Consider the following 20,909-nt stretch of genomic DNA (forward strand, 5'->3'; position numbering starts at 1 on the left):
CCACAGTGATCGCGTCGATCACAAAATATATGTACGACGCGGACACTGTGGGAGTCTGGCTTGCCAGCGATGGCGTAAGGTCAGTCGCACCCAATCTGTGCCAATGCCACCCGTAACCGCGCCGCACTCTCACGCAGACAATTGAGCTGCACCCGCGCAAGCCCCAGCCAATCCGCCATCTGCCGCAAATTAGCAGCCAGCGCCAGCATCCCCTCCTCATCCAGCCCCGGCTCTTCCTCGTGCACCGCATGCACCGCCAACTGCCCCGCCGCCCGCTCGGCGCGTAAATCCACCCGCGCAGCAATCCTCTCGTTGTGCAAAAACGGCAACACGTAATAGCCGTAAACCCGCTTGTCCTGCGGCGTATAAATCTCCAGTCGATAACGGAAATCGAACAAGCGCTCAGTGCGGCTGCGCTCCCAGATCAACGAATCGAAGGGCGACAACAGCGCGCTGGTCACAACCTTGCGCGGGACTTTCGGCTCCGGCAGGCAATAGGCGACCTGCCGCCAACCGGCAACTTCGCACATCTGCAATTGCCCGGCCTCGACCAGTTCCGCCAGACGTGGACGGGCATCCGCCGGGTTCAGCCGAAAGTAATCACGCAGGTCTTTTTCAGTGCCGACGCCCAAAGTCTGTGCCGCGTGCAGCAGCAACCCTCGTTGCGCCTCCGCCTCGTCAGGTAAGGCTTGCTGAAGGATCGAAGAAGGAATGACGCGCTCCGGTAAATCATACAAACGCTCAAAACCGCGGCGGCCCGCCACTGTCACTTCACCGGCAGCAAACAACCATTCCAGCGCATGTTTTTCTGCGCTCCAGTCCCACCACGGCCCGGCCTTGTCTTCCCGGGTTGAAAGGCTGCCGGCGCCTAAGGCGCCCTGCTCTTCAACGGAACTCAACACCCGACGAACAACGTCCTGCTGCTCGCGACCGAATCTGGCCAGTTGCTGATAGATATCCTCGCCACGCCTGGCCCGCTGCATGCGCCAGCCCAGCAACGGATACATCGACAGCGGCAACAATGAGGCTTCGTGCCCCCAGTATTCGAACAACGAACGACGACGCCCGGAACTCCAGGCAGCCTGGTCGAGCAAATCGGAAGAATAGGGACCGAGACGGGAGAACAGCGGCAGGTAGTGCGAGCGCACCACGGCATTGACGGAGTCGATTTGCAGCACGCCCAGCCGTTCGATCAGCCGGTGAACGTGAGCGGCTTTGACAGTCGGCGGCTGGCGCCCGTTGAATCCTTGGGCAGCCAGCGCCAGTCGTCGCGCCTGTTTGAGGGAAAAGGATACTGTTGCGGGCATGAGCATCTCCTTGTCTGCTCGCAACCTACCCCACTTGAAGCTGGTTTGTGTAGCGCTCTGCTCATCATTTATGCAGCGGGTCATTTATGCATCGGATCATCCCAGAACGGCCGCACGGCTTCGTGTTCAACGTCGGCACGACTCACCCCGATGTCCTTCAACGCTTCGTCACTCAGACTGGCGAGCAACTCGCGTTCACGGTGCAGTTCGTACCAGCGGCTAAACTTGTGCAGCAGGTCGGAAACGATATGGCCGTGGCCGGAAAATTTTGATTCGTCTACATACTCTCTTTGACCTTTCATCGTGTTGCCTCCTTTGTGGATGGCTCAAGTCTCGCGCCGGCGCTAAGATCAATCCAACGAATGTTTCTGATGGCATGCATCACGGAGATTCATCAATTGTCGGCCTACCCCAGTATCGATACCGATGTCCTGCGCACCTTTGTCGCCATCGCTGATCAGGGCGGTTTCACCCGCGCCGGCGAAATGGTCAACCGCACACAGTCGGCGGTGAGCATGCAGATGAAGCGTCTGGAAGAAGACGTGTTGCAACGTCAGTTGTTCGAGCGCGACGGACGCCAGGTGCGCCTGACCGCCGAGGGCCAGGTGCTGCTCGGTTACGCGCGGCGCATCCTCAAGTTGCACAGTGAGGTGTTCAACACATTGCGTGAGCCACATATGGTCGGCACGGTGCGCATCGGTACGCCGGACGATTATGTGATGCGGTTTCTGCCGGGGATCCTGTCGCGGTTCGCGCAGTTCTATCCGCTGATCCAGATCGAAGTGCACTGCGAATCGACCAAGCAGCTGCTGCAACGCACTGATCTGGACCTGTCGATCGTCACCCGCGAACCGGGCAACGAGATCGGCCAGTTGCTGCGCAAGGAGCGTTTCGTCTGGGCCGAGGCGCAGAATTTCAGCGCCCACGAACAGACGCCGCTGCCCTTGGCGATGTTCAACAGCGATTGTTTCTGCCGTTTGTGGGCGTGTAATGCCCTGGATGCGATGGGCCGCGAATACCGCATCGCTTACAACAGCACCAGTCTGTCGGCGCTGATGGCCGTGGTCAGCGCGGGTCTGGCGATCACCGCGCAACTGGAAAGCCTGATCACCCCGGACATGCGTATCCTCGGCGCCGCCGAGGATCTGCCACTGCTGCCCGAGGCCAGCATCATGCTGATCCGCAACCTGAACAATCCGTCGCCGATCACCGAGTGCCTGGCCGAGCACATCGTCGAAGGCTTCAAACTTTAAACGCGAGCATCACCGCACACAGCACCAGGAAACCGCAGAACAGCCCGCGCAGGAGTTTTTCCGGCATGGCGTGGGCGACTTTCACGCCCCAACTGATGCTGGCCAGACCACCGATGGCCAGCGGCAGGCCGATCATCCAGTCCACTTCGTGGTGTACCGCGTAAGTCACCAGGGTCACGCCGGTGCTTGGCAAGGCCAGCGCCAGCGACAAGCCTTGAGCAACCACTTGCGTGGTGCCGAACAAGCTGGTCAGCACCGGCGTTGCCACCACCGCACCGCCGACACCGAATAAACCGCCCATGGTCCCGGACGCCGCGCCAAGCACGCCAAGCCACGGCCAGGAATAGCGCATTTCGGACGTCGCAGCAGGTTGCTTGCCGAACATCTTCAACAAGTTGTAGATCGAGAGCACCACCAGGAACGCGACAAAGCCGATGCGCATGGTTTGCGCATCAATGCCCACTGCCCAGATCGAACCGATCCAGGCAAAGCAAAAGCCCATCACCGCCAAGGGCAGCGCATGTCGCAGTTCGATGCGATTGCGCTGGTGATAACGCCACAGCGCCAGCATCACGTTCGGCACTACCATGACCAGCGCCGTGCCTTGGGCGATCTGCTGATCGAGACCAAACCAGACGCCGAGCAACGGGATAGCGATCAAGCCGCCGCCGATGCCGAATATGCCACCGAGAGTGCCAAGGGCGGCGCCGAACAACAGGTACAACACAAACTCCATCACAGCCAATTCCTCTTACGTCAGGTGACTCATCCTACGCAGTCGCGGCTGGCGGGGAAACGCATAGCAACGCACAATGGCTATGCCGATTTCGCACAAGCATTTAGCCGATATGAACCCTAATCAATTGACCGATCAACTCGGGCTGTTTCTCGACGTGCTGGAAAGTGGCAGTTTTTCCGCCGCTTCACGTCGTCATCCGCTGACACCGTCGGCCGTCGCGCGACGGATCGACAGCCTGGAAAGCGCCGTCGGCAGCCAGTTGTTTATTCGAAGCACCCACGCCGTACGAGCAACACCCGCCGGCCTGGCGTTTGCCGAACGCGCCCGGCGAATTGTCGCCGAGTTGCAATTGGCCCGGGCCGAAGCCGTGTCCCTGAGCAGCGCGCCGGAAGGTCTGATCCGCATTGACGCCCCCGCCGCGTTTGGACGCCGGCATCTGGCGCCAGTGATCGCTGACTTTCTCGTGCTCTACCCCGGACTGGATGTGCAGTTGCACCTGATCGACAGTTTCGTCGACATGGGCGGCTCGAACCTGGGCAAAGTCGATCTGGTGCTGCGTGCCGGGCAAATGGCCGATACGCGACTGGTGGCCACGCCACTGGCGAGCATGGTGCGCATTGCCTGCGCCAGCGCCGAGTATCTCCAGCGTCGCGGGGTGCCAAGCGTTCCTGCGCAGTTGCATGAACACGATGGTCTCGACTGGGAGGGGCTCGCTCCGCCCTTCGCCTGGCGCTTCGAACACGACGGGCAAATGCAATTGCATCGCCCGGGCCGTATCCGCATGAGCGCCAACAATGCCGAAGCCCTGGTCTGCGGCGCTTTGGCTGGCTTGGGCATCGCCCATCTGCCGACGTGGCTGGCCAGCGAATACCTGTTGCGCGGCGAACTGCTGCCGTTGTTCTGCGAAAACGGTCTGCCGATGCCGGAGTCCACCGGCATCTACGCGTTGCGCATGGAACAACAAACCAACTCGCGCAGCCGCCTGCTTCTGGAGTATCTCAAGACCCGTTTCAGTCCAGTGCCTCCGTGGGATCTGGCCCTACAGCGGGATCTGGGTCGACACTAGCACTGGAGAATTATCTGGCGCATTAAAGATTCGAGCGCTAGATTCATGTCCATCACCGATCAAGGCTTTGACATGACTTCCGAACGCGACACCTGTGATGACCTGCTGCTGGATAACCAGGCCTGCTTCGCCCTGCATTCCACCTCGTTGATGATGACCAAGGTCTACAAGCCGCTGCTGCAAGCGCTTGGCCTGACCTATCCGCAGTACCTGGCGATGATGGTGTTGTGGGAGAAGGATGGTTTGACCGTCGGAGAAATCAGCACTCGGTTGCTGACCGATCCGGGCTCGCTGACGCCACTGCTCAAGCGCCTGGAAGGCGAAGGTTTGCTCAGCCGCACGCGCAGTCGTGAAGATGAGCGCGTGGTGATTGTAGAGCTGACCGAGCAAGGCCGAGCGTTGAAAGAAAAAGCCCAGACCGTTCCACAATGCATTCTCGGCGCCAGCGGCTTCACCCTGGAACGCCTGCAAAACCTGCAAGCGGAGTTGCAGGCACTGCGCAGCCATCTACAAGAAAGCCTGATCTGACCCAACACTGTCCCCTGCGGGAGCGAGCCTGCTCGCGAATGCGATCTGTCAGCCAACTGATTTGTTGAGTGAGACATCCCATTCGCGAGCAGGCTCGCTCCCACATTGATTTCGTCGCCAGCAAAATATTTTCAACAACTGATCTGCAGCACAAACCGCTCTAAATCAAGGCTTACAGACCCTCTCTCATCCCCACCCCTTAGTCGAAGCGCGGATTTCTCAAAAATATATCTTGCGCACTAAATATTCGCGCGATACATTTATCTCGCAGTTACTTAGCGCGCAAATAATTAGCGCAACACATCGCACTCAACGAGGCTCACACCATGCAAACTCTCTACACCGCAATCGCAACCTCCACTGGCGGCCGTGATGGTCGTGCGATCTCCAGCGACAACATTCTCGACGTCAAACTCGCTACCCCGAAAGAACTCGGCGGTGCCGGTGGCGCAGCGACCAACCCAGAGCAACTGTTCGCAGCCGGCTATTCGGCCTGCTTTATCGGTGCGCTGAAATTCGTTGCCAGTCAGACCAAACGCAAAATCCCTGACGACGCCTCGATCACCGCCCACGTCGGTATCGGCCAGATTCCTGGCGGCTTCGGTCTGGACATCGACCTGCACATCAGCCTGCCGGGCCTGGAACAAGCCGACGCACAAGCGCTGGTCGACGCTGCTCACCAGGTCTGCCCGTACTCCAACGCCACCCGTGGCAACGTCGATGTGCGTCTGCACGTCACCGTTTGAAGCCATACGCAAATTCCAATGTAGGAGTGAGCCTGCTCGCGATAGCGGTTGAGTCAATCAATGTAGATGTCGACTGGAATGACGCTATCGCGAGCAGGCTCACTCCTACAGGGGATCCTGCGGCGTGACACATATCGCAGGCACAAAAAAGCCCGACTCAATGGTCGGGCTTTTTCTTTCCGCAAAAACCGATGTTTATTTAGCACGGCCTTTGTAGGAACCGCCTTCGCGGGTGTCGATTTCGATCTTGTCACCGATTTCGATGAAGTCAGCAACTTGCAGCTCAGTACCGTTGGCCAGCTTGGCTGGCTTCATGACTTTGCCGGAAGTGTCGCCACGAGCCGAACCTTCGGTGTAGTCAACTACGCGCACGATAGTGGTCGGCAGCTCTACGGAAACCAGACGCTCTTCGAAGAAGATCGCTTCGCAAACATCGGTCATGCCTTCTTCAACGAAAGGCAGAACAGCTTCGATGTCTTCAGCGTTCAGCTCGTACATGGTGTAGTCAGTGGTGTCCATGAACGTGTAGGTGTCGCCGCTGATGAAGGACAGGGTCGCTTCTTTGCGGTCGAGGATTACGTCGTCCAGTTTGTCGTCAGCGCTGTAAACGATCTCGGTCTTGTAACCGGTCAGCAGGTTTTTCAGCTTGGTTTTCATGATCGCGCTGTTACGGCCCGATTTGGTGAATTCAGCTTTCTGAACCAGCCAAGGATCGTTCTCGAGACGGATCACGGTACCGGGTTTCAGTTCTTTACCAGTTTTCATTGCGAATATCCGAATTTGGATGGGATTTACAAAAATCTAGGCCGCGTATCATATCCAATTTAGGTAAAACTGTACCAGCGCTGCGGCAAGATCAACCTGCAAGCCTTGTTCCAGACACCATTTTTCAGCATTTTCCTGCAGTTCCGGCCAGTGTTTGCGGGTCGCAAGCCAGTGTTCACCGATCGGTTGACTGGCACTCCACGCCCGCCACAGACCGTTCATCGCCTCAGCGGCGCCCGGCGACAAGCCTTTTGTGTAGAGCGCAAGGAAGGCATCGAGCTTGTCCAGATGGATGTCTTCGTCCTGCTGATAGATGTGCCAGAGCATCGGCCGCGCCGCCCATTGCGCCCGCACGAACGAGTCCTCACCACGCACCGCGTTGAAACCGCAGCACCAGAGCAAGTGATCATATTGATCCTGTCGGACGAACGGCAGCACCTGCACGGTGAGCGACTGACGCACATGAATCGCACCAACCGCAAGGTTTTCCACCTTGAGCCAGTGCGCCACATCGCCAAGAATCCGCCCTTCCGGCACCAGCAGATGAGTCGGTGCAGCGTCCGCCGCCAAAACGTCCAGCCAACTGGCCAACCCGGCATTCTCGTAGGCAAACAGCGAAATCAGCTGAACGCCAGGTGCAGGATCGATGCCAAGACTTTGCAGGAATTGGCGCTGAGCCTCGGCATCCTGCTGAAATTGCCGACGCTGATCGAGCAACCCTCGCTCTCGCAACAATCCGCCAGTGCCCGGCTGGAATCCCGGAAAGAAGAAGAATTTCTGCACCGTTTTGTATTTGACCGACGGCAATCCATGGCAACCGATCACCCAGTCTTCGGCGCTGAGATAATCGAGGTTCATCCACAGTGGCGGCTGCTCGCGCGCAGCCATCGCGTCCATGTAGTCAGTGGGCAACTGACAGGCAAATGCGGCGATAACGACATCGGCGGCGTCAGCGTGCGACCACTCGGCCGGCCAGTGTCGCACTTCGACGCCATGCTGCCATTGCTGTGCCTGGTCGATATCGATCTCGGGGCAGATACGTTCAAACGCACGCAGATCATCGACCCATAAACGCACCGGCAAACCATGCTCAGCCACCAATTGCCTGGCCAGACGCCAGGTCACGCCGATGTCGCCAAAGTTGTCGACCACGGTGCAGAAAATATCCCAGCGGGGTTTTAATTCCGGCATTCAAGACTCCCGTTGGCAAAAGCAGCGATTGTCCGCATAAATGACCTCGCGCAGAAGAGCCGACGGCGATTAATCTTCGTGCGACAATCGCCACTTGCCCGTCATCATCCGCCAGGAGGCTGCCATGCCCTATCGCCCCAATCCGCGTCGCCCGTTGCCTGTTCAGCTAAGTGCGCTGCATTTGACCGGCAGCATTGCCTTGGGCATCTGGCTGGGCTTTCTCGCCATTGCGCTGACCTGTTGGCTGCTGTCGCATTTTGTCTTCAAAGAGCAATTGGTACCGGTGGCTCAAGCGGTGCAGCAACTGGCCAATCCGCCCGCCGTGCAGGTGCAGCCGGACATTCCGCCGCAGAGCCCGCTGTTCGACCAGTACGAAGAAAACCTGCGCAAGAATGAACAGCAGGCTCGACTCGATCAAGCGCGCAGCAGCTCGCGAAATCAGTCGAACCCGAAATGCCAGTTCTGGCTGCAGCAGGATCAGACGGCTCCAAGCGAGAAAAGCCGCGCCAACGTTTTGCAATTCTGCGATTGATCATGAACAAACACAGCGTCCACCAACTGATTCTCGACAAGCTGCGCGTTGACCTCGACATCGCCGAACGCGCCGCACAAACCGCTTACGAAACCGCAACCCACGAAGAAAACATCGCCGAAAACAAGTACGACACGCTGGGTCTTGAGGCGTCGTATCTGGCGGCCGGACAGGCGAAACGTGTCGAAGAAATTCGCCATTCATTCGCGCTGTGCCAGAACCTGACTCTGCGTGCCTACGATGAAAATCGTGGCATCGAGGTCGGCGCCCTGCTCGGTCTGGAAGACGAAAAGGGTCGCGAGCAATGGCTGTTTCTGGCACCGGATGCGGCAGGTCTGAAAGTCGACGTGGTCGGTCAGCCGATTACCGTCATCACCCCGCGCTCGCCGCTGGGCAAAAGTCTGCTGGGCAAGCTAGAAGGTGATGAGGTGGAGATACTGGTGGCGGGCACCCGGCAACAGTTTGCTGTCACCGAGGTGCTCTGATTCAACGGATCAGTGAACCGGCAGTTCGACGCCGTCGAACAGTTCTTCCAGTTCCTGCTTGTTGTGGCACTGAATGGCTTTGGCCATCACTTCGCGGGTCAGGTGCGGGGCAAACTTCTCGATGAAGTCGCACATGAAACCACGCAGGAAGGTGCCGCGACGGAAACCGATCTTGGTGATGCTCGATTCGAACAGTTCGCTGGCATCCAGCACCACCAAATCATTATCGAGCTTGGTGTCGACGGCCATTTTCGCCACGATGCCCACGCCCAGGCCCAGGCGCACGTAAGTTTTGATCACGTCGGCGTCGGCAGCCGTGAACACCACTTTCGGCGTCAGGCCACGATGGCTGAAAGCTTCGTCGAGTTTCGACCGGCCGGTGAAACCGAACACGTAAGTCACGATCGGGTATTCGGCCAAGGCTTCGAGGGTCAGCTTCGGCAGCTTGGTCAGCGGGTGGCCCTGCGGCACGACCACGCAGCGGTTCCAGCGGTAGCAAGGCATCATCACCAGGTCGCCGAAGAGCTCCAGCGCTTCGGTGGCGATGGCAAAATCCACAGTGCCGTCAGCGGCCATTTCGGCGATCTGCATCGGCGACCCCTGGTGCATGTGCAGCGCCACGTCGGGGTATTGCTTGATGAAATTACTGATCACCGGCGGCAGTGCGTAACGTGCCTGGGTGTGGGTGGTGGCGATCGACAGGGTGCCTTTTTTCTCGTTGGAGAATTCCTGGGCGATCTGCTTGATGCTTTCGACCTTGCGCAGAATCTCACCGGCGGTGGTGATGATGCGCTCGCCGGCCGGGGTCACGCGGGTCAGGTGCTTGCCGCTGCGGGCAAACACTTCGACGCCAAGTTCGTCTTCCAGCAGGCGGATTTGTTTACTGATGCCCGGTTGCGAGGTGTAAAGGCTTTGGGCTGTAGCGGAAACGTTGAGGTCGTGGTGCGCCACTTCCCAGATGTAGCGCAATTGTTGAAGCTTCATATGAATCCCTCAAAGCAGGTAGACGCCACGGGCATCAGCGACGGTATATAACTATATTAATGGTTTGAATAATAAATCTAGAACTTTTTTATCAAAGCGCCATTATTCCTGCCTCAGCGATCCTCCCGCCGCCGACGCTCCACCAACGGCACCAGATAAACCGGCACCTTGGCCAATTGCAGGACCCGCGCCGCCGTGCGCCCCAACGGCGTTTCCGCGCCCACCCCGTGGCTGTGACTGCCGACGATCAGCAGATCGACAGAGAGTTTCTGCACCTGGTCGAGAATCACTTGCGACGGATCACCCTGCAGCACGCGCACCGCGCGAATGCGCTGCAGATCCTGCTCGCCTTCATCTCCCAGTTCTTCGCGAAAACTTTCCAGCACCCGCTGCTCGATATTGGCGATGACAGTTTTCAGACCCTGGCTGTGAAATTCGTTCAATGCCTGCTCGTCGAGATAGCTCTGCAACACCGATTCGGCAAACAGCCCCATCGGCTCCACCGCGTGCACCACGTACAAATCGGCATTGAATGTTCGCGCCAGCGCCAAGGCATGCTGCATCACTAACGGTGCGTACAGACCGAGGTCAGTGGCATACAGCATCGAACGAATCATATGACCTCCTCGCGTGCCAACATGGCGGAGATTTGATTCAGCTTAGCAGTGCCTTGGCGAGTACGACGTGCGACGCAACGTCTTGAAGCACGTAGGCTTTAGACCGACGGTTCGTTACTGATGCCGTGCGGTACGTGGCCGGTGGCAACGACTTCGCGGGCGAGTTCGCAGTGGCCGGCCTGATCGTCGAAAAACACGTCGGCAGCAAACGCTTCAAGGAACGCCGATTTGGTCAGGCCGCCGAGGAACAGGGATTCGTCGAGGCGGATGTCCCACTCGCGCAAGGTGCGGATCACCCGCTCATGGGCCGGCGCCGAACGCGCGGTGACCAGCGCCGTGCGGATCGGGCAATCGTCATCGGGAAACTCGCGCTGCAACAGATTGAGCGCTGCCAGAAAGCCTTTGAACGGCCCGCCGCGCAAAGGCTCGCGGGCGGCTTCACGCTCCTTGGCCTGAAACGCTTCCAATCCGCCGGATTGATAGACGCGCTCCGACTCATCGGAAAAGATCACCGCGTCGCCGTCGAAGGCGATGCGCAATTCGTCGCTGGCCGCGCGGCTGGCGCCACCGGACAGAATGGTTGCAGCAGCGAATCCGGCATCCAGCGCGGCGCGCACATCTTCGGCATGAGTCGACAGAAACAGGTCGCAACCGAACGCTTTCAAATACGGATACGGACTGCGCCCGCCGACGAACGCCGCGCGGGAAATCGCCAGACCGTAATGGTGAATCGAGTTGAACACGCGCAGTCCGGTGTCGGCGCTGTTGCGCGAGACCAGAATCACCTCGACCCGTGCTCGGCCGAGGCGACTGTTCAGGCTCAGGAGTTTTTCCACCAGCGGGAAGGCGTCGCCGGGCGCAAGAATTTCGTCTTCGTGCTCGATCTGATATTGCCGATAGGCTTCGACCCCGCTCGACAGATAGACCTTGTGGCTCTCGCTCAGGTCGAACAAGGCGCGCGACGAAATCGCCAGCACCAGTTTGTCATCGATGTTCTTGGCCATGCCTTCCCCCAGAGCGACCGGCTTAAACGTTGCGCCGGTCGATAAAACTTAAATTGCGATACAACGCTTCGATGCGCGGCAGCTCACAGCCCGCCGCTTTCGCCGCTGCCAATGGCCGAGCGTAGATCGCTTGCAGCTCCAGCGGGCGTTTGTGTGAAAAGTCGTGGTACATGCTCGGCCAGTAGTCGGGCATTTTCTCGGTCATCATGAACAGATAGTCGGCGTATCCCGGCGGCACGTCATGGCCGCAGGCCTTGGCGCCCTGCACCACTTCGGCCATCAACGCCTGAATCAACGCGCGACTGTCGGCATCGGCCATCAGCGGTGTGGTGCTGGCGCCGAGCAGAACCGAAAGTCCGTTATAAGGAATATTCCACACCAGTTTCTGCCAGCGCGCCTGTTGCAGATTGGGCATCGCCTGGGAATCGATTCCGGCAGCGCGGAACAACCCGGCCCCCTCCTCGACGATCGCCATAGGTGCGACGTCATCACTGGCCGGACCGCTGTGATAACCGACGTTCACCGCGCCCAAGGCTTGATGGGTGACTTGTCCAGGTCCCTCACGATGCACGCAGATCAGGCACAAACCGCCCAGCAGGTGAAGAGAGTCGGGAAGCAGTTCACGCAGGCTGTCCTCGACGTCGAGACCGTTTTGCAGGACCAGCACTTTCGCATCGGGTTTGGCCGCTTGAATGATTGAAGGCGCGAGGCCGGCGTTGCTGGTGGTTTTCGCTCCCACCAACAGCCAGTCGCATTTGGGCATGTCTTCGGCCGACGAATAGGCCTGCGCCGGATGCAACGTCAGCGGGCCATGCACCGCGCTGTTGATGTGCAAGCCGCGCTCGGCCACCGCTGAAAACTCGCTGCGCAACAGGAAGTGCACATCGAAACCGGCGCGCGCCAGCATCACACCGTAAAACCCCCCGATTGCACCGGTACCGATAATCCCTATGACCGGTTTATTCACTGCCCCCATCATGGCAACTCCTCTGCAATTCGACCCAGTGCCTGCGCCAGCGCCGCGTTCAGCGCATCGGCCGTCAGGCGCGTGTGCAATGCCCCAAAGAACTCGCCGTCGCGCACCACAAACAGCGCCGGCAAATGAAAGACCTGATAGCGCTCCACCAACCCGCCGTTGTCGCCGGCATCGATCCAGCACAACTGATCGATTGCCAGATCGAGTCCCGGCAACACCTCGCGGGCATAACGGCAACTGGCGCAGCCAACGCTGGTGAAAATCACCAGCGAAACGCCGCTCATCGCCAATAGCCGTTGGTCGGCGTCGAAATCGGTCAGTTCGGATTCGACCACTATACTGGGGGAAACAATGTCAAATGGCCGACACAGGGAGTCTGTGCTCATGGGACGTTTCATTCCTCATCCGGACGAGGTGCCGGTTGAATTAACCTTGCTCAAGCCTGAGTGTATTTCCAGGCAACAGCTGCACACTATCAGCCTCGGCGGCATCGCTTGCAATTACCACCGTGCCTGGCGCCATGGCACCGCCCTGCAAGTACGCATGCCGACACTGAATGCCGACATCTGTTATCCGGGCTATGTAGCGTGGTGCCTGCGACGCAAAAAAGGCTATCTGGTGGGCATCGCGTTCACCGATGAGCAGACGCTGTTCAGTGCGCGAATGGGTGAGCAAGTGTGTCAGATCGAGCGCTATTGCCGCATGTACGACACCCACGATGACCTGCAAGAAATTCAGGCAGTCGCCCTGCAATGGGTCGAGCAACACGCCGACGAGTTCTCCCACGACAGCGTGCGCAAGGCTTTTGCGCAGCCACCGCTGGACTAAAGCACCTTTTGCCCATTGTCTAGCAGGCGCTTTACGCGCTAAGGTTCCGCTCCCCGACGCGCTTAAATCTGCTGTGCTCCGCCGCGCGGGGATCGCTGGCGGCCGGCACCCGTGACCTGACGAGTAAACGATGGCTGATTTACCGATCAACGACCTAAACGTCGCCTCTAACGAGACCCTGATCACTCCCGATCAGCTCAAGCGTGATATCCCTCTGAGCGATGCTGCCCTGCGCACCGTCACCAAGGGTCGCGAAGTCATTCGCAACATTCTTGATGGCACCGACCACCGTCTGTTCGTAGTGATCGGCCCGTGCTCGATCCACGATATCAAGGCTGCCCACGAATACGCCGATCGCCTCAAGGTGCTGGCTGCGGAAGTTTCCGACACCCTGTATCTGGTCATGCGTGTATATTTCGAGAAGCCACGCACCACCGTCGGCTGGAAAGGCCTGATCAACGATCCGTACCTGGATGACTCGTTCAAGATTCAGGACGGTCTGCACATCGGTCGTCAGTTGCTGCTGGATCTGGCCGAAAAAGGCCTGCCAACCGCGACCGAAGCCCTCGACCCGATCTCCCCGCAATATCTGCAGGACCTGATCAGCTGGTCGGCCATCGGCGCGCGTACCACCGAATCGCAGACTCACCGCGAAATGGCTTCCGGCCTGTCCTCGGCAGTCGGCTTCAAGAACGGCACTGACGGCGGTCTGACTGTGGCGATCAACGCCTTGCAGTCGGTGTCCAGCCCGCACCGTTTCCTTGGCATCAACCAGGAAGGTGGCGTGTCGATCGTCACCACCAAAGGCAACGCCTACGGTCACGTGGTGCTGCGCGGCGGCAACGGCAAGCCGAACTATGATTCGGTCAGCGTGGCCCTGTGCGAGCAGGCGCTGAACAAGGCGAAGATCAAGCCGAACATCATGGTCGATTGCAGCCACGCCAACTCCAACAAGGACCCGGCCCTGCAACCGCTGGTGATGGAAAACGTCGCCAACCAGATCCTCGAAGGCAATCAATCGATCATCGGCCTGATGGTCGAGAGTCACCTGAACTGGGGTTGCCAGGCAATTCCAAAAGACCTCGCCGACCTGCAATACGGCGTGTCGATCACCGATGCGTGCATCGACTGGTCCGCCACCGAGAACACCCTGCGCAACATGCACGCCAAGCTCAAGGATGTTCTGCCGAAACGCCAGCGCAGCTGATACGCGTTTTACAGGCATAAAAAAACGCCGGGCAATGCCCGGCGTTTTTGTGTGTGCGATTCAGATTTTGGCGGCGCGGCGCTGATGACGTTCCATGTAGCGCTCGACGTAGGAGCATGACGGGATCACCGTGTAGCCCATTTCTTCGGCGTACTGCAGCGCGCTTTCGGTCAGCGCTGCGGCAATGCCACGGCCACGCAGGGCGTTGGGCACGAAGGTGCGATAGATATCCAGGGTCTGTTTCCCCAGATCCATATAGGTCAGGTAGGCACGATGACCGTCCACATTGGTCTCGAACTGATGACCAGCCTGGTCATGGTGGATGGACAACGCCTCGCTCATCACTACTCCTCGCGGGTCTTGAATTCTGACCCCTACCTTACCGATGTTTTTCCGGCGAAGGAACATCTACGCCACCCCGTGCCTGATGGACACCGAGAAGAGCCACACCGATCTCGCGCAACCTGGCACCTGATAAATAGTAGGCACCATTGGCAAAAATGCTCAAGGTACGCTCGTCATCAAGCGGGTTGACGGGGGTTGCTCCGATGGACGCAGAGGTGATTGGGGAGAAGATCTTCCCGGGCCACTCACCTGAACATTGCCGGATGTTGAGACTTAAGACGTGCAGCCTTTTTTAAAGTCACCTCAACATGGACAAAGATAAGCGAAGGAGCGCGCAAAATCGGAACAAAAGTGTGGACGAATTCATCTAGACAGACTTTAGCCAAGACTGCAAAAACAGCACGTGGCAACGGGAACTTTTTCTCATTAACTCGCTCAGCTCGGGGCTTGCAGCTGGGTATTTTTTAAGCAGTGCAGTTAAAAGTTGCTCGAAAAAGAATCAACGCCTACAATTTTTTTTGCTTCTTGCCTTACGTCAGTTTACTTACTACAAGTAATGGGTAGTATGTACGCCGGCTATTTCCTCAATCGTGAGGAGACAGCCACTTAATTTGAAAGTCCTTGAAGGGGAACACGATGAACAACGTTCTGAAATTCTCTGCTCTGGCTCTGGCCGCAGTTCTGGCTACCGGTTGCAGCAGCGCATCGAAAGAAACCGAAGCACGTCTGACCGCTACTGAAGACGCAGCTGCTCGCTCCCAGGCTCGTGCAGACGAAGCTTACCGTAAAGCTGATGAAGCTCTGGCTGCTGCTCAAAAAGCACAACAGACTGCTGACGAAGCTAACGAGCGTGCTCTGCGCATGCTGGACAAAGCTAGCCGCAAGTAATAATCCCTCGGGATTGTTATCAAGCCGACCCGATTTTTCGGGTCGGCTTTTTTGTGCCCGATGCTTTTCCCCGGGCAATAAAAAACCCGCCGACGCTACACGCATCGGCGGGTTTTTGATCTCGACTTACTGCTGCAAGTCGATCGGTGTGTTCGAGACTATCGGCGCCGAGGTATTCGGCGTGCCGATTTCAGTTGGCAGACCATCTTCAGCCGCGACCACATCACGCACCACATCCCAGTTCACGCGCAGGTTACTGGTGACGTCTTCGCGCTTGAGCATCGCATTGATCACGGCAGTGTGCTTGTCGACCACCGACGGGTTGCCCTTGTCGTCGATCGGCGTGTGCGCTTCCAGATAGACCTTGCCACCACTGCTGCCGAACTTGTAGGCATCGTTGAGGATGCGCACCGAGGTACCGACCGGGACCATGCTGGCCATTTCCAGCACGTTGTTGTTGAACATGCGGAAGCAGCCGTGGCTGGTGCGCATGCCGATACCGAATTTCTTGTTCGAACCGTGGATCAGGTAGCCCGGCGTGCCCAGGGTGAACTTGAACGGACCCAGCGGATTGTCCGGGCCGGCCGGCACTACGTTCGGCAGCGGGTCGCCGTCAGCGGCGTGTTCAGCCTTGATCGACGCTGGAGGCGTCCAGGTCGGGTTAGGCGTCTTGGCGGTGATCGAGGTGTGCGCGATCGGCGAACCCCAGCCCTCACGACCAATACCCAGCGGGAACGTGTACACCACGTTCTTGCCTTTCGGGAAGTAGTAGAGGCGGTATTCGGCGAGGTTGATGACGATGCCTTCGCGCGGGCCCGGCGGCAGAATGAAACGGGTCGGCAGAACGATTTCGGTGCCGGCGCCCGGCAACCAGGCATCGACGCCCGGGTTGGCCGCGACCATTTCCGAGTAACCCAGATCGTACTTCGTGCCCAGATCGGCGAAGGTGTCTTCGTACTTGGCTTTGATCACCTGCACCTGACCGATGATGTCTTCACCGGGTGGTGGCAGGGGAAACTCCAATGCAGCAACGGGACCGGCCACACACAGGGCGGCAAGTGACAGGCAGCGGGTGACGGCAGGAAAGCGCGGCAACATCCGGAAAATCCTTCGCATGATCAACAAGGGTATAAGAGCGCGATTGTACACCGCACTTTGAATATTCGGGGAGCCACGCCGATGGACCGTGCTGAACGCGAAAAGATCGCAGCCTTCGGCAGCTCCTACAGGATTACGCGAACCCATGCAGGAGCTGCCGCAGGCTGCGATCTTTTGCTCTTAAAGCTCGAAACGCAGCTCCGGCCAGATTGGCGAGGTGCCGCGCTTCTGCGACTCCAGAATCGCCCGGCACAGCGAGCACAGGCGCTGATCCTGAAACACCCGGCGATCCACGCTCGACCAGCGCGGCTGCGCCGGCAGCAGACTGCCGCACAGGGTGCGATCGGCCGAACCACCGAGTTCGAGTTGCCGGGTCACCAGATGCACCCGCACTTCCTGGCAGGCGAACAGATCCAGCTGCTCGTCAGGCTCGATCAGTTGGTAGGCAAACAGGGACCAGGCAGAACGCGACATCGGGGGCTCCAAATAAGGGGGCGCCACATTAGCCGAAAGCCTGCCCTTAGAAAAGCCTCATAACAGCGGTTTTAGCGTCGGCCAGACATTTTCCAGCAACTTGCCCTGAGCCCCGGCCGCCGGGTGCAGACCATCGGCCTGCATCAGGTCTGGATGACCGCCGACGCCGTCGAGGAAAAACGGCACCAGCGGGATCTTTTTATCGTCGGCGAGTTTGCCGTAGACCTCGGCAAAAGCATCGGTATAGCGCTTGCCGTAATTGGGCGGCAGTTGCATGCCGAGCAACAGCACCTTGGCCCCGCTCTGACGCGAGCTGTCGATCATCGAGGCAAGATTTTGTTGCAATTGATTTGGCGGCATTCCGCGCAAGCCATCGTTGCCACCCAGTTCGAGGATCACCAGCTCCGGTTTATGCTCTGCAAGCAGCGCCGGCAGCCGTGCCTGGCCTCCGGCACTGGTGTCGCCACTGATCGAGGCATTGACCACTTTGTCGTCGAAACCCTCCTGTTTGAGCCGTTGTTCGAGCAACGACACCCACCCCAAGCGGGTATCCAGTCCGAAACCGGCGCTGATACTATCGCCAACGATCAGGACAGTACCCGCCGCTGCGTTCTGGGCCATGCACATCAAGGCCAGGCCAGCACTCAAAAACCACACACGCATCGGATTCTCCATGGGCGCAAGCATTCTCACCGCGAAGAACCTCAGCAAAGTGGTTCCCAGCGCGGAAGGTGAACTGACTATCCTGCACGAACTCAGCCTGGAACTGAACAAGGGCGACAGCCTCGCCATCGTCGGCGCATCCGGTTCAGGCAAATCCACCCTCCTCGGCCTGCTCGCCGGTCTCGACCTGCCGAGCAGTGGCGAAGTCATTCTCGCCGGGCAAGGACTGAGCAATCTTGATGAAGACCAGCGCGCGCGCATTCGTGCCGAGCATGTCGGTTTCGTCTTCCAGTCTTTTCAATTGCTCGACAGTCTCAACGCACTGGAAAACGTCATGCTGCCGCTGGAACTCGATGGCCGCAAAGACGCCCGTGAACGCGCGACCGAATTGCTCCAGCGCGTCGGACTCGGCCAGCGCCTCACGCACTCGCCGCGCCAGCTCTCCGGTGGTGAGCAACAACGTGTTGCGATCGCCCGTGCGTTTGCCGCCGAGCCCGATGTGCTGTTTGCCGACGAACCGACCGGCAACCTCGACAGCCACACCGGTGAGCGCATCAGCGATCTGCTTTTCGAATTGAACAAGGAACGCGGCACCACCCTGGTGCTGGTGACCCACGACGAACGCCTGGCCCATCGCTGCCGGCGCCTGATCCGTCTTGAAGCCGGGCTGTTGGTCGCCCCTCTGGAGCCTTGATGGCACGTTTGCCGCTGTTGCGTCTGTTCAGTCTCGCTATACGCCAACTCCTGCGCGATGCCCGCGCCGGTGAATTGCGCGTGTTGTTCTTCGCCTTGGTCGTTGCAGTAGCGGCGAGTACCGCCATCGGCTATTTCGGTGCCCGACTGAATGGCGCGATGATGCTGCGCGCGACCGAGTTCCTCGGCGCCGACCTGGTGCTTGAGGGAAGTTCGCCAGCACGCGAAGAACAGATCAGAAGCGGCACCGAGCTGCGTCTGAAGCATGCGCAAGTGGTGGAATTCTCCAGCGTCATCGCCACCGACAACGGCATTCAGTTGTCGAGCATCAAAGCCGTCGACCGCGCCTATCCGTTGCGCGGCGAACTGAAGAGTGCGCCAGCGCCCTTCGCCACCGAAGAACCCGGCGGTGAACCGCAACCCGGCGAAGCCTGGGTCGAAGCACGCCTGCTGACCGCACTGGATCTGAAGATCGGCGACAGCATCGATGTCGGCATGAAGACATTGAAAATGACCCGTGTGCTGACCTACGAACCGGATCGCGCCGGCAACTTCTACAGCCTCACGCCGCGAGTGATGATCAACCTCGATGACCTCGCCGCCACCGGTGTCGTGCAACCCGGCAGCCGCGTGAGTTACCGCGAACTGTGGCGCGGCGAACCGCAGGCGCTGGAAACCTATCGGCAACTGATCAAACCCGGGCTCGCTGCGAATCAGCGGATTCAGGATGCCCGCGATGGCAACCGGCAGATTGGCGGTGCACTGGGCAAGGCCGAACGTTATCTGAACATGGCCAGTCTGGTCGCCGTGCTGTTGGCCGGTGTCGCGGTGGCGTTATCGGCCAACCGTTTTGCCAGTCGCCGTTTCGATGCCAGTGCGTTGTTGCGTTGCCTTGGTCTTTCGCGCCGGGAAACCATGGTGCTGTTCAGTTTGCAGTTGACCGTGCTCGGGCTGCTCGCCGCACTGAGTGGTGCATTGCTCGGCTGGTTGGCGCAACTGGGTTTGTTCGCGCTGCTGCATGATTTGTTGCCAAGCGACGTGCCACCGGGCGGGCTGTTTCCAGCCATCGCCGGGATCGGCACCGGGCTGGTGGCGTTGGCCGGTTTCGCCTTGCCGCCGCTGGCCGCATTGGGTCGCGTGCCGCCGCTGCGGGTGCTGCGCCGCGACATGCTGCCGATCCCGTCGAGCACGTGGATGGTTTATGGCGCCGCGTTGGGTGCGCTCGGTTTGATCATGTGGCGCCTGAGCCTCGATCTGCTGCTGACATTCGCCCTGCTCGGCGGTGGTGTGGTCGCCGCGTTGGTCTTGGGTGGTTTGCTGCTGTTGTTGCTGCAAAGCCTGCGGCGGATGCTCGCCCGTGCTTCGCTGCCATGGCGCCTGGGCCTGGGCCAGTTGCTGCGCCATCCCTTGGCAGCGGCCGGTCAATCGCTGGCATTCGGTCTGATTCTGCTGTCGATGGCCTTGATCGCCCTGCTGCGCGGCGAACTGCTCGACACCTGGCAAAACCAGCTTCCGAAAAACGCTCCCAACTATTTTGCTCTGAACATCCTGCCAGCAGACAAACAGGCGTTCACCGATCACCTGATCAAAGTGTCCGCGCAAGCCGCGCCACTGTATCCGGTAGTGCCGGGACGATTGATCAGCATCAACGGCGAAGCCGTGCAGCAAATCGTCAGCAAGGATTCGGCGGGCGACCGCGCGGTTCAAAGAGATTTGAGTCTGACCTGGGCCGCTGATTTACCGGCGGGCAACAAGCTCACTGCCGGTGAGTGGTGGAAAGATCAGCCGACCGACGATGTTCCCGGCGTATCGGTGGAAGGCAAAGTCGCCGAAAGCCTCCAGCTCAAACTCGGCGACCACATGGTGTTCAGTGTCGGCGGGGTCAATCGCGAGGCGAAGGTCACCAGCCTGCGCGAGATCAACTGGGACAATTTTCAGCCGAACTTCTTCATGATTTTCCAGCCCGGCACCTTGAAGGACTTGCCGGCGACTTACCTGACCAGCTTCTATCTGGCCCCCGGCCATGATCAGCAGATTGTCGAACTGTCGCGTACCTTCCCCGCTGTGACCATTCTTCAGGTCGAAGCGCTGCTCGAACAGCTGCGCAGCATCCTCGCCCAAGTCACCCTGGCCGTGGAATATGTATTGTTGTTTGTTTTGGCAGCGGGAATGGCCGTGCTGTTTTCCGGCTTGCAGGCGACGCTCGATGAACGCATTCGCCAAGGCGCGCTGTTGCGTGCACTGGGGGCGGAGCGGCAGTTGCTGATCAAGGCACGGCGTATCGAGTTCGGTTTGCTCGGTGCGGTCAGCGGATTGCTCGCGGCGATCGGCTCGGAAGTGGTGAGTCTGGTGTTGTATCGCTACGCGTTCGATCTGCCGTGGCATCCGCATCCATGGTTGTTGCTGCTGCCGTTGATTGGCGCGGCGCTGATTGGGGGAGCCGGCGTGTTCGGAACGCGCCGGGCACTCAATGCAAGTCCACTGACAGTGTTGCGTGAGGGTTGATAGACTCAAGCGGTC

At 59.1% G+C, this 20,909-nt stretch carries 25 protein-coding genes; 11 read left to right on the forward strand and 14 right to left on the reverse strand.

Going from position 1 to position 20,909, the window contains the following annotated elements:
* Nucleotides 1–80: 80 nt before the first annotated feature.
* Together ACM6IN_RS24165 and ACM6IN_RS24170 are read right to left on the reverse strand one after the other, a co-directional pair.
* Nucleotides 81–1,307, reverse strand: coding sequence for a winged helix-turn-helix domain-containing protein (locus tag ACM6IN_RS24165; protein ID WP_414916823.1), 1,227 nt, complete (start codon nucleotides 1,305–1,307; stop codon nucleotides 81–83).
* 80 nt (nucleotides 1,308–1,387) lie between these two features.
* A complete protein-coding gene (locus tag ACM6IN_RS24170) occupies nucleotides 1,388–1,609 on the reverse strand; it encodes a DUF1127 domain-containing protein (protein ID WP_007908607.1) in 222 nt (73 codons plus the stop codon).
* Nucleotides 1,610–1,705: 96 nt separating this feature from the next.
* Between ACM6IN_RS24170 and ACM6IN_RS24175 the strand changes: the two genes are divergently transcribed.
* A complete protein-coding gene (locus ACM6IN_RS24175; RefSeq protein WP_007908606.1) occupies nucleotides 1,706–2,560 on the forward strand; it encodes a LysR substrate-binding domain-containing protein in 855 nt (284 codons plus the stop codon).
* Here ACM6IN_RS24175 and ACM6IN_RS24180 read toward each other — a convergent pair.
* Complete coding sequence (locus ACM6IN_RS24180) at nucleotides 2,550–3,296, reverse strand: sulfite exporter TauE/SafE family protein (protein ID WP_038364277.1); 747 nt, start codon at nucleotides 3,294–3,296, stop codon at nucleotides 2,550–2,552. The two genes, ACM6IN_RS24175 and ACM6IN_RS24180, sit on opposite strands and share 11 nt — an antisense overlap.
* Nucleotides 3,297–3,408: 112 nt before the next feature.
* Here ACM6IN_RS24180 and ACM6IN_RS24185 point away from each other — a divergent pair, with 112 nt between their 5' ends.
* The 3 genes from ACM6IN_RS24185 to ACM6IN_RS24195 all read left to right on the forward strand — a co-directional run bounded on the left by ACM6IN_RS24185 (nucleotide 3,409) and on the right by ACM6IN_RS24195 (nucleotide 5,639).
* Nucleotides 3,409–4,365: a LysR family transcriptional regulator gene (locus ACM6IN_RS24185; protein ID WP_042705017.1), complete on the forward strand. Its 957-nt coding sequence runs from the start codon at nucleotides 3,409–3,411 to the stop codon at nucleotides 4,363–4,365.
* A 72-nt stretch (nucleotides 4,366–4,437) separates the two neighbouring features.
* The gene (locus tag ACM6IN_RS24190; protein WP_414916881.1) at nucleotides 4,438–4,893 is read left to right on the forward strand and encodes a MarR family winged helix-turn-helix transcriptional regulator; all 456 of its coding nucleotides are present in this window, start codon (nucleotides 4,438–4,440) and stop codon (nucleotides 4,891–4,893) included.
* Nucleotides 4,894–5,219: 326 nt separating this feature from the next.
* Nucleotides 5,220–5,639: an organic hydroperoxide resistance protein gene (locus tag ACM6IN_RS24195; protein ID WP_007908600.1), complete on the forward strand. Its 420-nt coding sequence runs from the start codon at nucleotides 5,220–5,222 to the stop codon at nucleotides 5,637–5,639.
* A 195-nt stretch (nucleotides 5,640–5,834) separates the two neighbouring features.
* Here ACM6IN_RS24195 and ACM6IN_RS24200 read toward each other — a convergent pair whose 3' ends face one another.
* Entirely contained in the window at nucleotides 5,835–6,404 is a 570-nt protein-coding gene (locus ACM6IN_RS24200) for an elongation factor P (RefSeq protein WP_007908599.1), read from the reverse strand.
* Between the two features lie 48 nt (nucleotides 6,405–6,452).
* Nucleotides 6,453–7,595, reverse strand: a complete 1,143-nt coding sequence (earP, locus tag ACM6IN_RS24205) for an elongation factor P maturation arginine rhamnosyltransferase EarP (protein ID WP_414916824.1) — start codon at nucleotides 7,593–7,595, stop codon at nucleotides 6,453–6,455.
* A 124-nt stretch (nucleotides 7,596–7,719) separates the two neighbouring features.
* Between earP and ACM6IN_RS24210 the strand changes: the two genes are divergently transcribed.
* Nucleotides 7,720–8,127, forward strand: a complete 408-nt coding sequence (locus ACM6IN_RS24210) for a hypothetical protein (protein WP_123375524.1) — start codon at nucleotides 7,720–7,722, stop codon at nucleotides 8,125–8,127.
* Nucleotides 8,128–8,129: 2 nt separating this feature from the next.
* Complete coding sequence (locus ACM6IN_RS24215; RefSeq protein WP_414916825.1) at nucleotides 8,130–8,612, forward strand: GreA/GreB family elongation factor; 483 nt, start codon at nucleotides 8,130–8,132, stop codon at nucleotides 8,610–8,612.
* A 9-nt stretch (nucleotides 8,613–8,621) separates the two neighbouring features.
* On the opposite strand, the gene cysB is transcribed toward ACM6IN_RS24215, so the two are convergent.
* The 5 genes from cysB to ACM6IN_RS24240 form a co-directional block, all read right to left on the reverse strand.
* Nucleotides 8,622–9,596: an HTH-type transcriptional regulator CysB gene (gene cysB, locus ACM6IN_RS24220; RefSeq protein WP_007908591.1), complete on the reverse strand. Its 975-nt coding sequence runs from the start codon at nucleotides 9,594–9,596 to the stop codon at nucleotides 8,622–8,624.
* 113 nt (nucleotides 9,597–9,709) lie between these two features.
* Nucleotides 9,710–10,213, reverse strand: a complete 504-nt coding sequence (locus ACM6IN_RS24225; RefSeq protein WP_007908589.1) for a universal stress protein — start codon at nucleotides 10,211–10,213, stop codon at nucleotides 9,710–9,712.
* Between the two features lie 98 nt (nucleotides 10,214–10,311).
* Nucleotides 10,312–11,217 carry a 5'-nucleotidase gene (locus tag ACM6IN_RS24230; RefSeq protein ID WP_007908587.1) on the reverse strand — a complete coding sequence of 302 codons (906 nt, stop codon included), beginning with the start codon at nucleotides 11,215–11,217 and terminating at the stop codon, nucleotides 10,312–10,314.
* A gap of 22 nt (nucleotides 11,218–11,239) precedes the next feature.
* Nucleotides 11,240–12,196: a putative 2-dehydropantoate 2-reductase gene (locus tag ACM6IN_RS24235; protein ID WP_414894793.1), complete on the reverse strand. Its 957-nt coding sequence runs from the start codon at nucleotides 12,194–12,196 to the stop codon at nucleotides 11,240–11,242.
* Nucleotides 12,193–12,579 carry a thioredoxin family protein gene (locus tag ACM6IN_RS24240; protein WP_042705015.1) on the reverse strand — a complete coding sequence of 129 codons (387 nt, stop codon included), beginning with the start codon at nucleotides 12,577–12,579 and terminating at the stop codon, nucleotides 12,193–12,195. The genes ACM6IN_RS24235 and ACM6IN_RS24240 overlap by 4 nt, the downstream gene beginning before the upstream one ends.
* Between ACM6IN_RS24240 and ACM6IN_RS24245 the strand changes: the two genes are divergently transcribed.
* Together ACM6IN_RS24245 and ACM6IN_RS24250 are read left to right on the forward strand one after the other, a co-directional pair.
* On the forward strand, nucleotides 12,578–13,021 hold the full coding sequence (locus ACM6IN_RS24245) for a PilZ domain-containing protein (protein ID WP_414916826.1): 444 nt from the start codon (nucleotides 12,578–12,580) through the stop codon (nucleotides 13,019–13,021). The genes ACM6IN_RS24240 and ACM6IN_RS24245 overlap by 2 nt on opposite strands.
* A gap of 130 nt (nucleotides 13,022–13,151) precedes the next feature.
* Nucleotides 13,152–14,228, forward strand: coding sequence for a 3-deoxy-7-phosphoheptulonate synthase (locus tag ACM6IN_RS24250; RefSeq protein WP_414916827.1), 1,077 nt, complete (start codon nucleotides 13,152–13,154; stop codon nucleotides 14,226–14,228).
* Nucleotides 14,229–14,288: 60 nt separating this feature from the next.
* On the opposite strand, the gene ACM6IN_RS24255 is transcribed toward ACM6IN_RS24250, so the two are convergent.
* The gene (locus tag ACM6IN_RS24255; RefSeq protein WP_003226804.1) at nucleotides 14,289–14,570 is read right to left on the reverse strand and encodes a GNAT family N-acetyltransferase; all 282 of its coding nucleotides are present in this window, start codon (nucleotides 14,568–14,570) and stop codon (nucleotides 14,289–14,291) included.
* A gap of 639 nt (nucleotides 14,571–15,209) precedes the next feature.
* Between ACM6IN_RS24255 and oprI the strand changes: the two genes are divergently transcribed.
* Complete coding sequence (gene oprI / locus ACM6IN_RS24260; protein WP_003199355.1) at nucleotides 15,210–15,461, forward strand: outer membrane lipoprotei OprI; 252 nt, start codon at nucleotides 15,210–15,212, stop codon at nucleotides 15,459–15,461.
* Nucleotides 15,462–15,587: 126 nt separating this feature from the next.
* Here oprI and ACM6IN_RS24265 read toward each other — a convergent pair whose 3' ends face one another.
* The 3 genes from ACM6IN_RS24265 to ACM6IN_RS24275 form a co-directional block, all read right to left on the reverse strand.
* Complete coding sequence (locus ACM6IN_RS24265) at nucleotides 15,588–16,559, reverse strand: L,D-transpeptidase family protein (protein WP_007950157.1); 972 nt, start codon at nucleotides 16,557–16,559, stop codon at nucleotides 15,588–15,590.
* 180 nt (nucleotides 16,560–16,739) lie between these two features.
* Entirely contained in the window at nucleotides 16,740–17,033 is a 294-nt protein-coding gene (locus ACM6IN_RS24270) for a hypothetical protein (protein WP_007908575.1), read from the reverse strand.
* A gap of 57 nt (nucleotides 17,034–17,090) precedes the next feature.
* Nucleotides 17,091–17,696, reverse strand: coding sequence for an arylesterase (locus ACM6IN_RS24275; RefSeq protein WP_007908573.1), 606 nt, complete (start codon nucleotides 17,694–17,696; stop codon nucleotides 17,091–17,093).
* A 10-nt stretch (nucleotides 17,697–17,706) separates the two neighbouring features.
* Between ACM6IN_RS24275 and ACM6IN_RS24280 the strand changes: the two genes are divergently transcribed.
* Complete coding sequence (locus ACM6IN_RS24280; RefSeq protein ID WP_007908572.1) at nucleotides 17,707–18,390, forward strand: ABC transporter ATP-binding protein; 684 nt, start codon at nucleotides 17,707–17,709, stop codon at nucleotides 18,388–18,390.
* Nucleotides 18,390–20,894 carry an ABC transporter permease gene (locus ACM6IN_RS24285; protein ID WP_414916828.1) on the forward strand — a complete coding sequence of 835 codons (2,505 nt, stop codon included), beginning with the start codon at nucleotides 18,390–18,392 and terminating at the stop codon, nucleotides 20,892–20,894. Before ACM6IN_RS24280 ends, ACM6IN_RS24285 begins: the two co-directional genes overlap by 1 nt.
* The last annotated feature ends 15 nt before the right edge of the window (nucleotides 20,895–20,909 follow it).

The organism is Pseudomonas sp. IT-P395, from assembly GCF_949767675.1.
Taxonomy (GTDB): domain Bacteria; phylum Pseudomonadota; class Gammaproteobacteria; order Pseudomonadales; family Pseudomonadaceae; genus Aquipseudomonas.

Excerpts from the sequence above, each read along its gene's own strand:
- ACM6IN_RS24165 (WP_414916823.1), bottom strand. The coding sequence starts at position 1,307 with ATGCCCGCAACAGTATCCTTTTCCCTCAAACAGGCGCGACGACTGGCG.
- ACM6IN_RS24170 (WP_007908607.1), bottom strand. The coding sequence starts at position 1,609 with ATGAAAGGTCAAAGAGAGTATGTAGACGAATCAAAATTTTCCGGCCAC.
- ACM6IN_RS24180 (WP_038364277.1), bottom strand. The coding sequence starts at position 3,296 with ATGGAGTTTGTGTTGTACCTGTTGTTCGGCGCCGCCCTTGGCACTCTC.
- ACM6IN_RS24185 (WP_042705017.1), top strand. The coding sequence starts at position 3,409 with ATGAACCCTAATCAATTGACCGATCAACTCGGGCTGTTTCTCGACGTG.
- ACM6IN_RS24190 (WP_414916881.1), top strand. The coding sequence starts at position 4,438 with ATGACTTCCGAACGCGACACCTGTGATGACCTGCTGCTGGATAACCAG.
- ACM6IN_RS24195 (WP_007908600.1), top strand. The coding sequence starts at position 5,220 with ATGCAAACTCTCTACACCGCAATCGCAACCTCCACTGGCGGCCGTGAT.
- ACM6IN_RS24200 (WP_007908599.1), bottom strand. The coding sequence starts at position 6,404 with ATGAAAACTGGTAAAGAACTGAAACCCGGTACCGTGATCCGTCTCGAG.
- earP (WP_414916824.1), bottom strand. The coding sequence starts at position 7,595 with ATGCCGGAATTAAAACCCCGCTGGGATATTTTCTGCACCGTGGTCGAC.
- ACM6IN_RS24210 (WP_123375524.1), top strand. The coding sequence starts at position 7,720 with ATGCCCTATCGCCCCAATCCGCGTCGCCCGTTGCCTGTTCAGCTAAGT.
- ACM6IN_RS24215 (WP_414916825.1), top strand. The coding sequence starts at position 8,130 with ATGAACAAACACAGCGTCCACCAACTGATTCTCGACAAGCTGCGCGTT.
- cysB (WP_007908591.1), bottom strand. The coding sequence starts at position 9,596 with ATGAAGCTTCAACAATTGCGCTACATCTGGGAAGTGGCGCACCACGAC.
- ACM6IN_RS24225 (WP_007908589.1), bottom strand. The coding sequence starts at position 10,213 with ATGATTCGTTCGATGCTGTATGCCACTGACCTCGGTCTGTACGCACCG.
- ACM6IN_RS24230 (WP_007908587.1), bottom strand. The coding sequence starts at position 11,217 with ATGGCCAAGAACATCGATGACAAACTGGTGCTGGCGATTTCGTCGCGC.
- ACM6IN_RS24235 (WP_414894793.1), bottom strand. The coding sequence starts at position 12,196 with ATGATGGGGGCAGTGAATAAACCGGTCATAGGGATTATCGGTACCGGT.
- ACM6IN_RS24245 (WP_414916826.1), top strand. The coding sequence starts at position 12,578 with ATGGGACGTTTCATTCCTCATCCGGACGAGGTGCCGGTTGAATTAACC.
- ACM6IN_RS24240 (WP_042705015.1), bottom strand. The coding sequence starts at position 12,579 with ATGAGCACAGACTCCCTGTGTCGGCCATTTGACATTGTTTCCCCCAGT.
- ACM6IN_RS24250 (WP_414916827.1), top strand. The coding sequence starts at position 13,152 with ATGGCTGATTTACCGATCAACGACCTAAACGTCGCCTCTAACGAGACC.
- ACM6IN_RS24255 (WP_003226804.1), bottom strand. The coding sequence starts at position 14,570 with ATGAGCGAGGCGTTGTCCATCCACCATGACCAGGCTGGTCATCAGTTC.
- oprI (WP_003199355.1), top strand. The coding sequence starts at position 15,210 with ATGAACAACGTTCTGAAATTCTCTGCTCTGGCTCTGGCCGCAGTTCTG.
- ACM6IN_RS24265 (WP_007950157.1), bottom strand. The coding sequence starts at position 16,559 with ATGTTGCCGCGCTTTCCTGCCGTCACCCGCTGCCTGTCACTTGCCGCC.
- ACM6IN_RS24270 (WP_007908575.1), bottom strand. The coding sequence starts at position 17,033 with ATGTCGCGTTCTGCCTGGTCCCTGTTTGCCTACCAACTGATCGAGCCT.
- ACM6IN_RS24275 (WP_007908573.1), bottom strand. The coding sequence starts at position 17,696 with ATGCGTGTGTGGTTTTTGAGTGCTGGCCTGGCCTTGATGTGCATGGCC.
- ACM6IN_RS24280 (WP_007908572.1), top strand. The coding sequence starts at position 17,707 with ATGGGCGCAAGCATTCTCACCGCGAAGAACCTCAGCAAAGTGGTTCCC.
- ACM6IN_RS24285 (WP_414916828.1), top strand. The coding sequence starts at position 18,390 with ATGGCACGTTTGCCGCTGTTGCGTCTGTTCAGTCTCGCTATACGCCAA.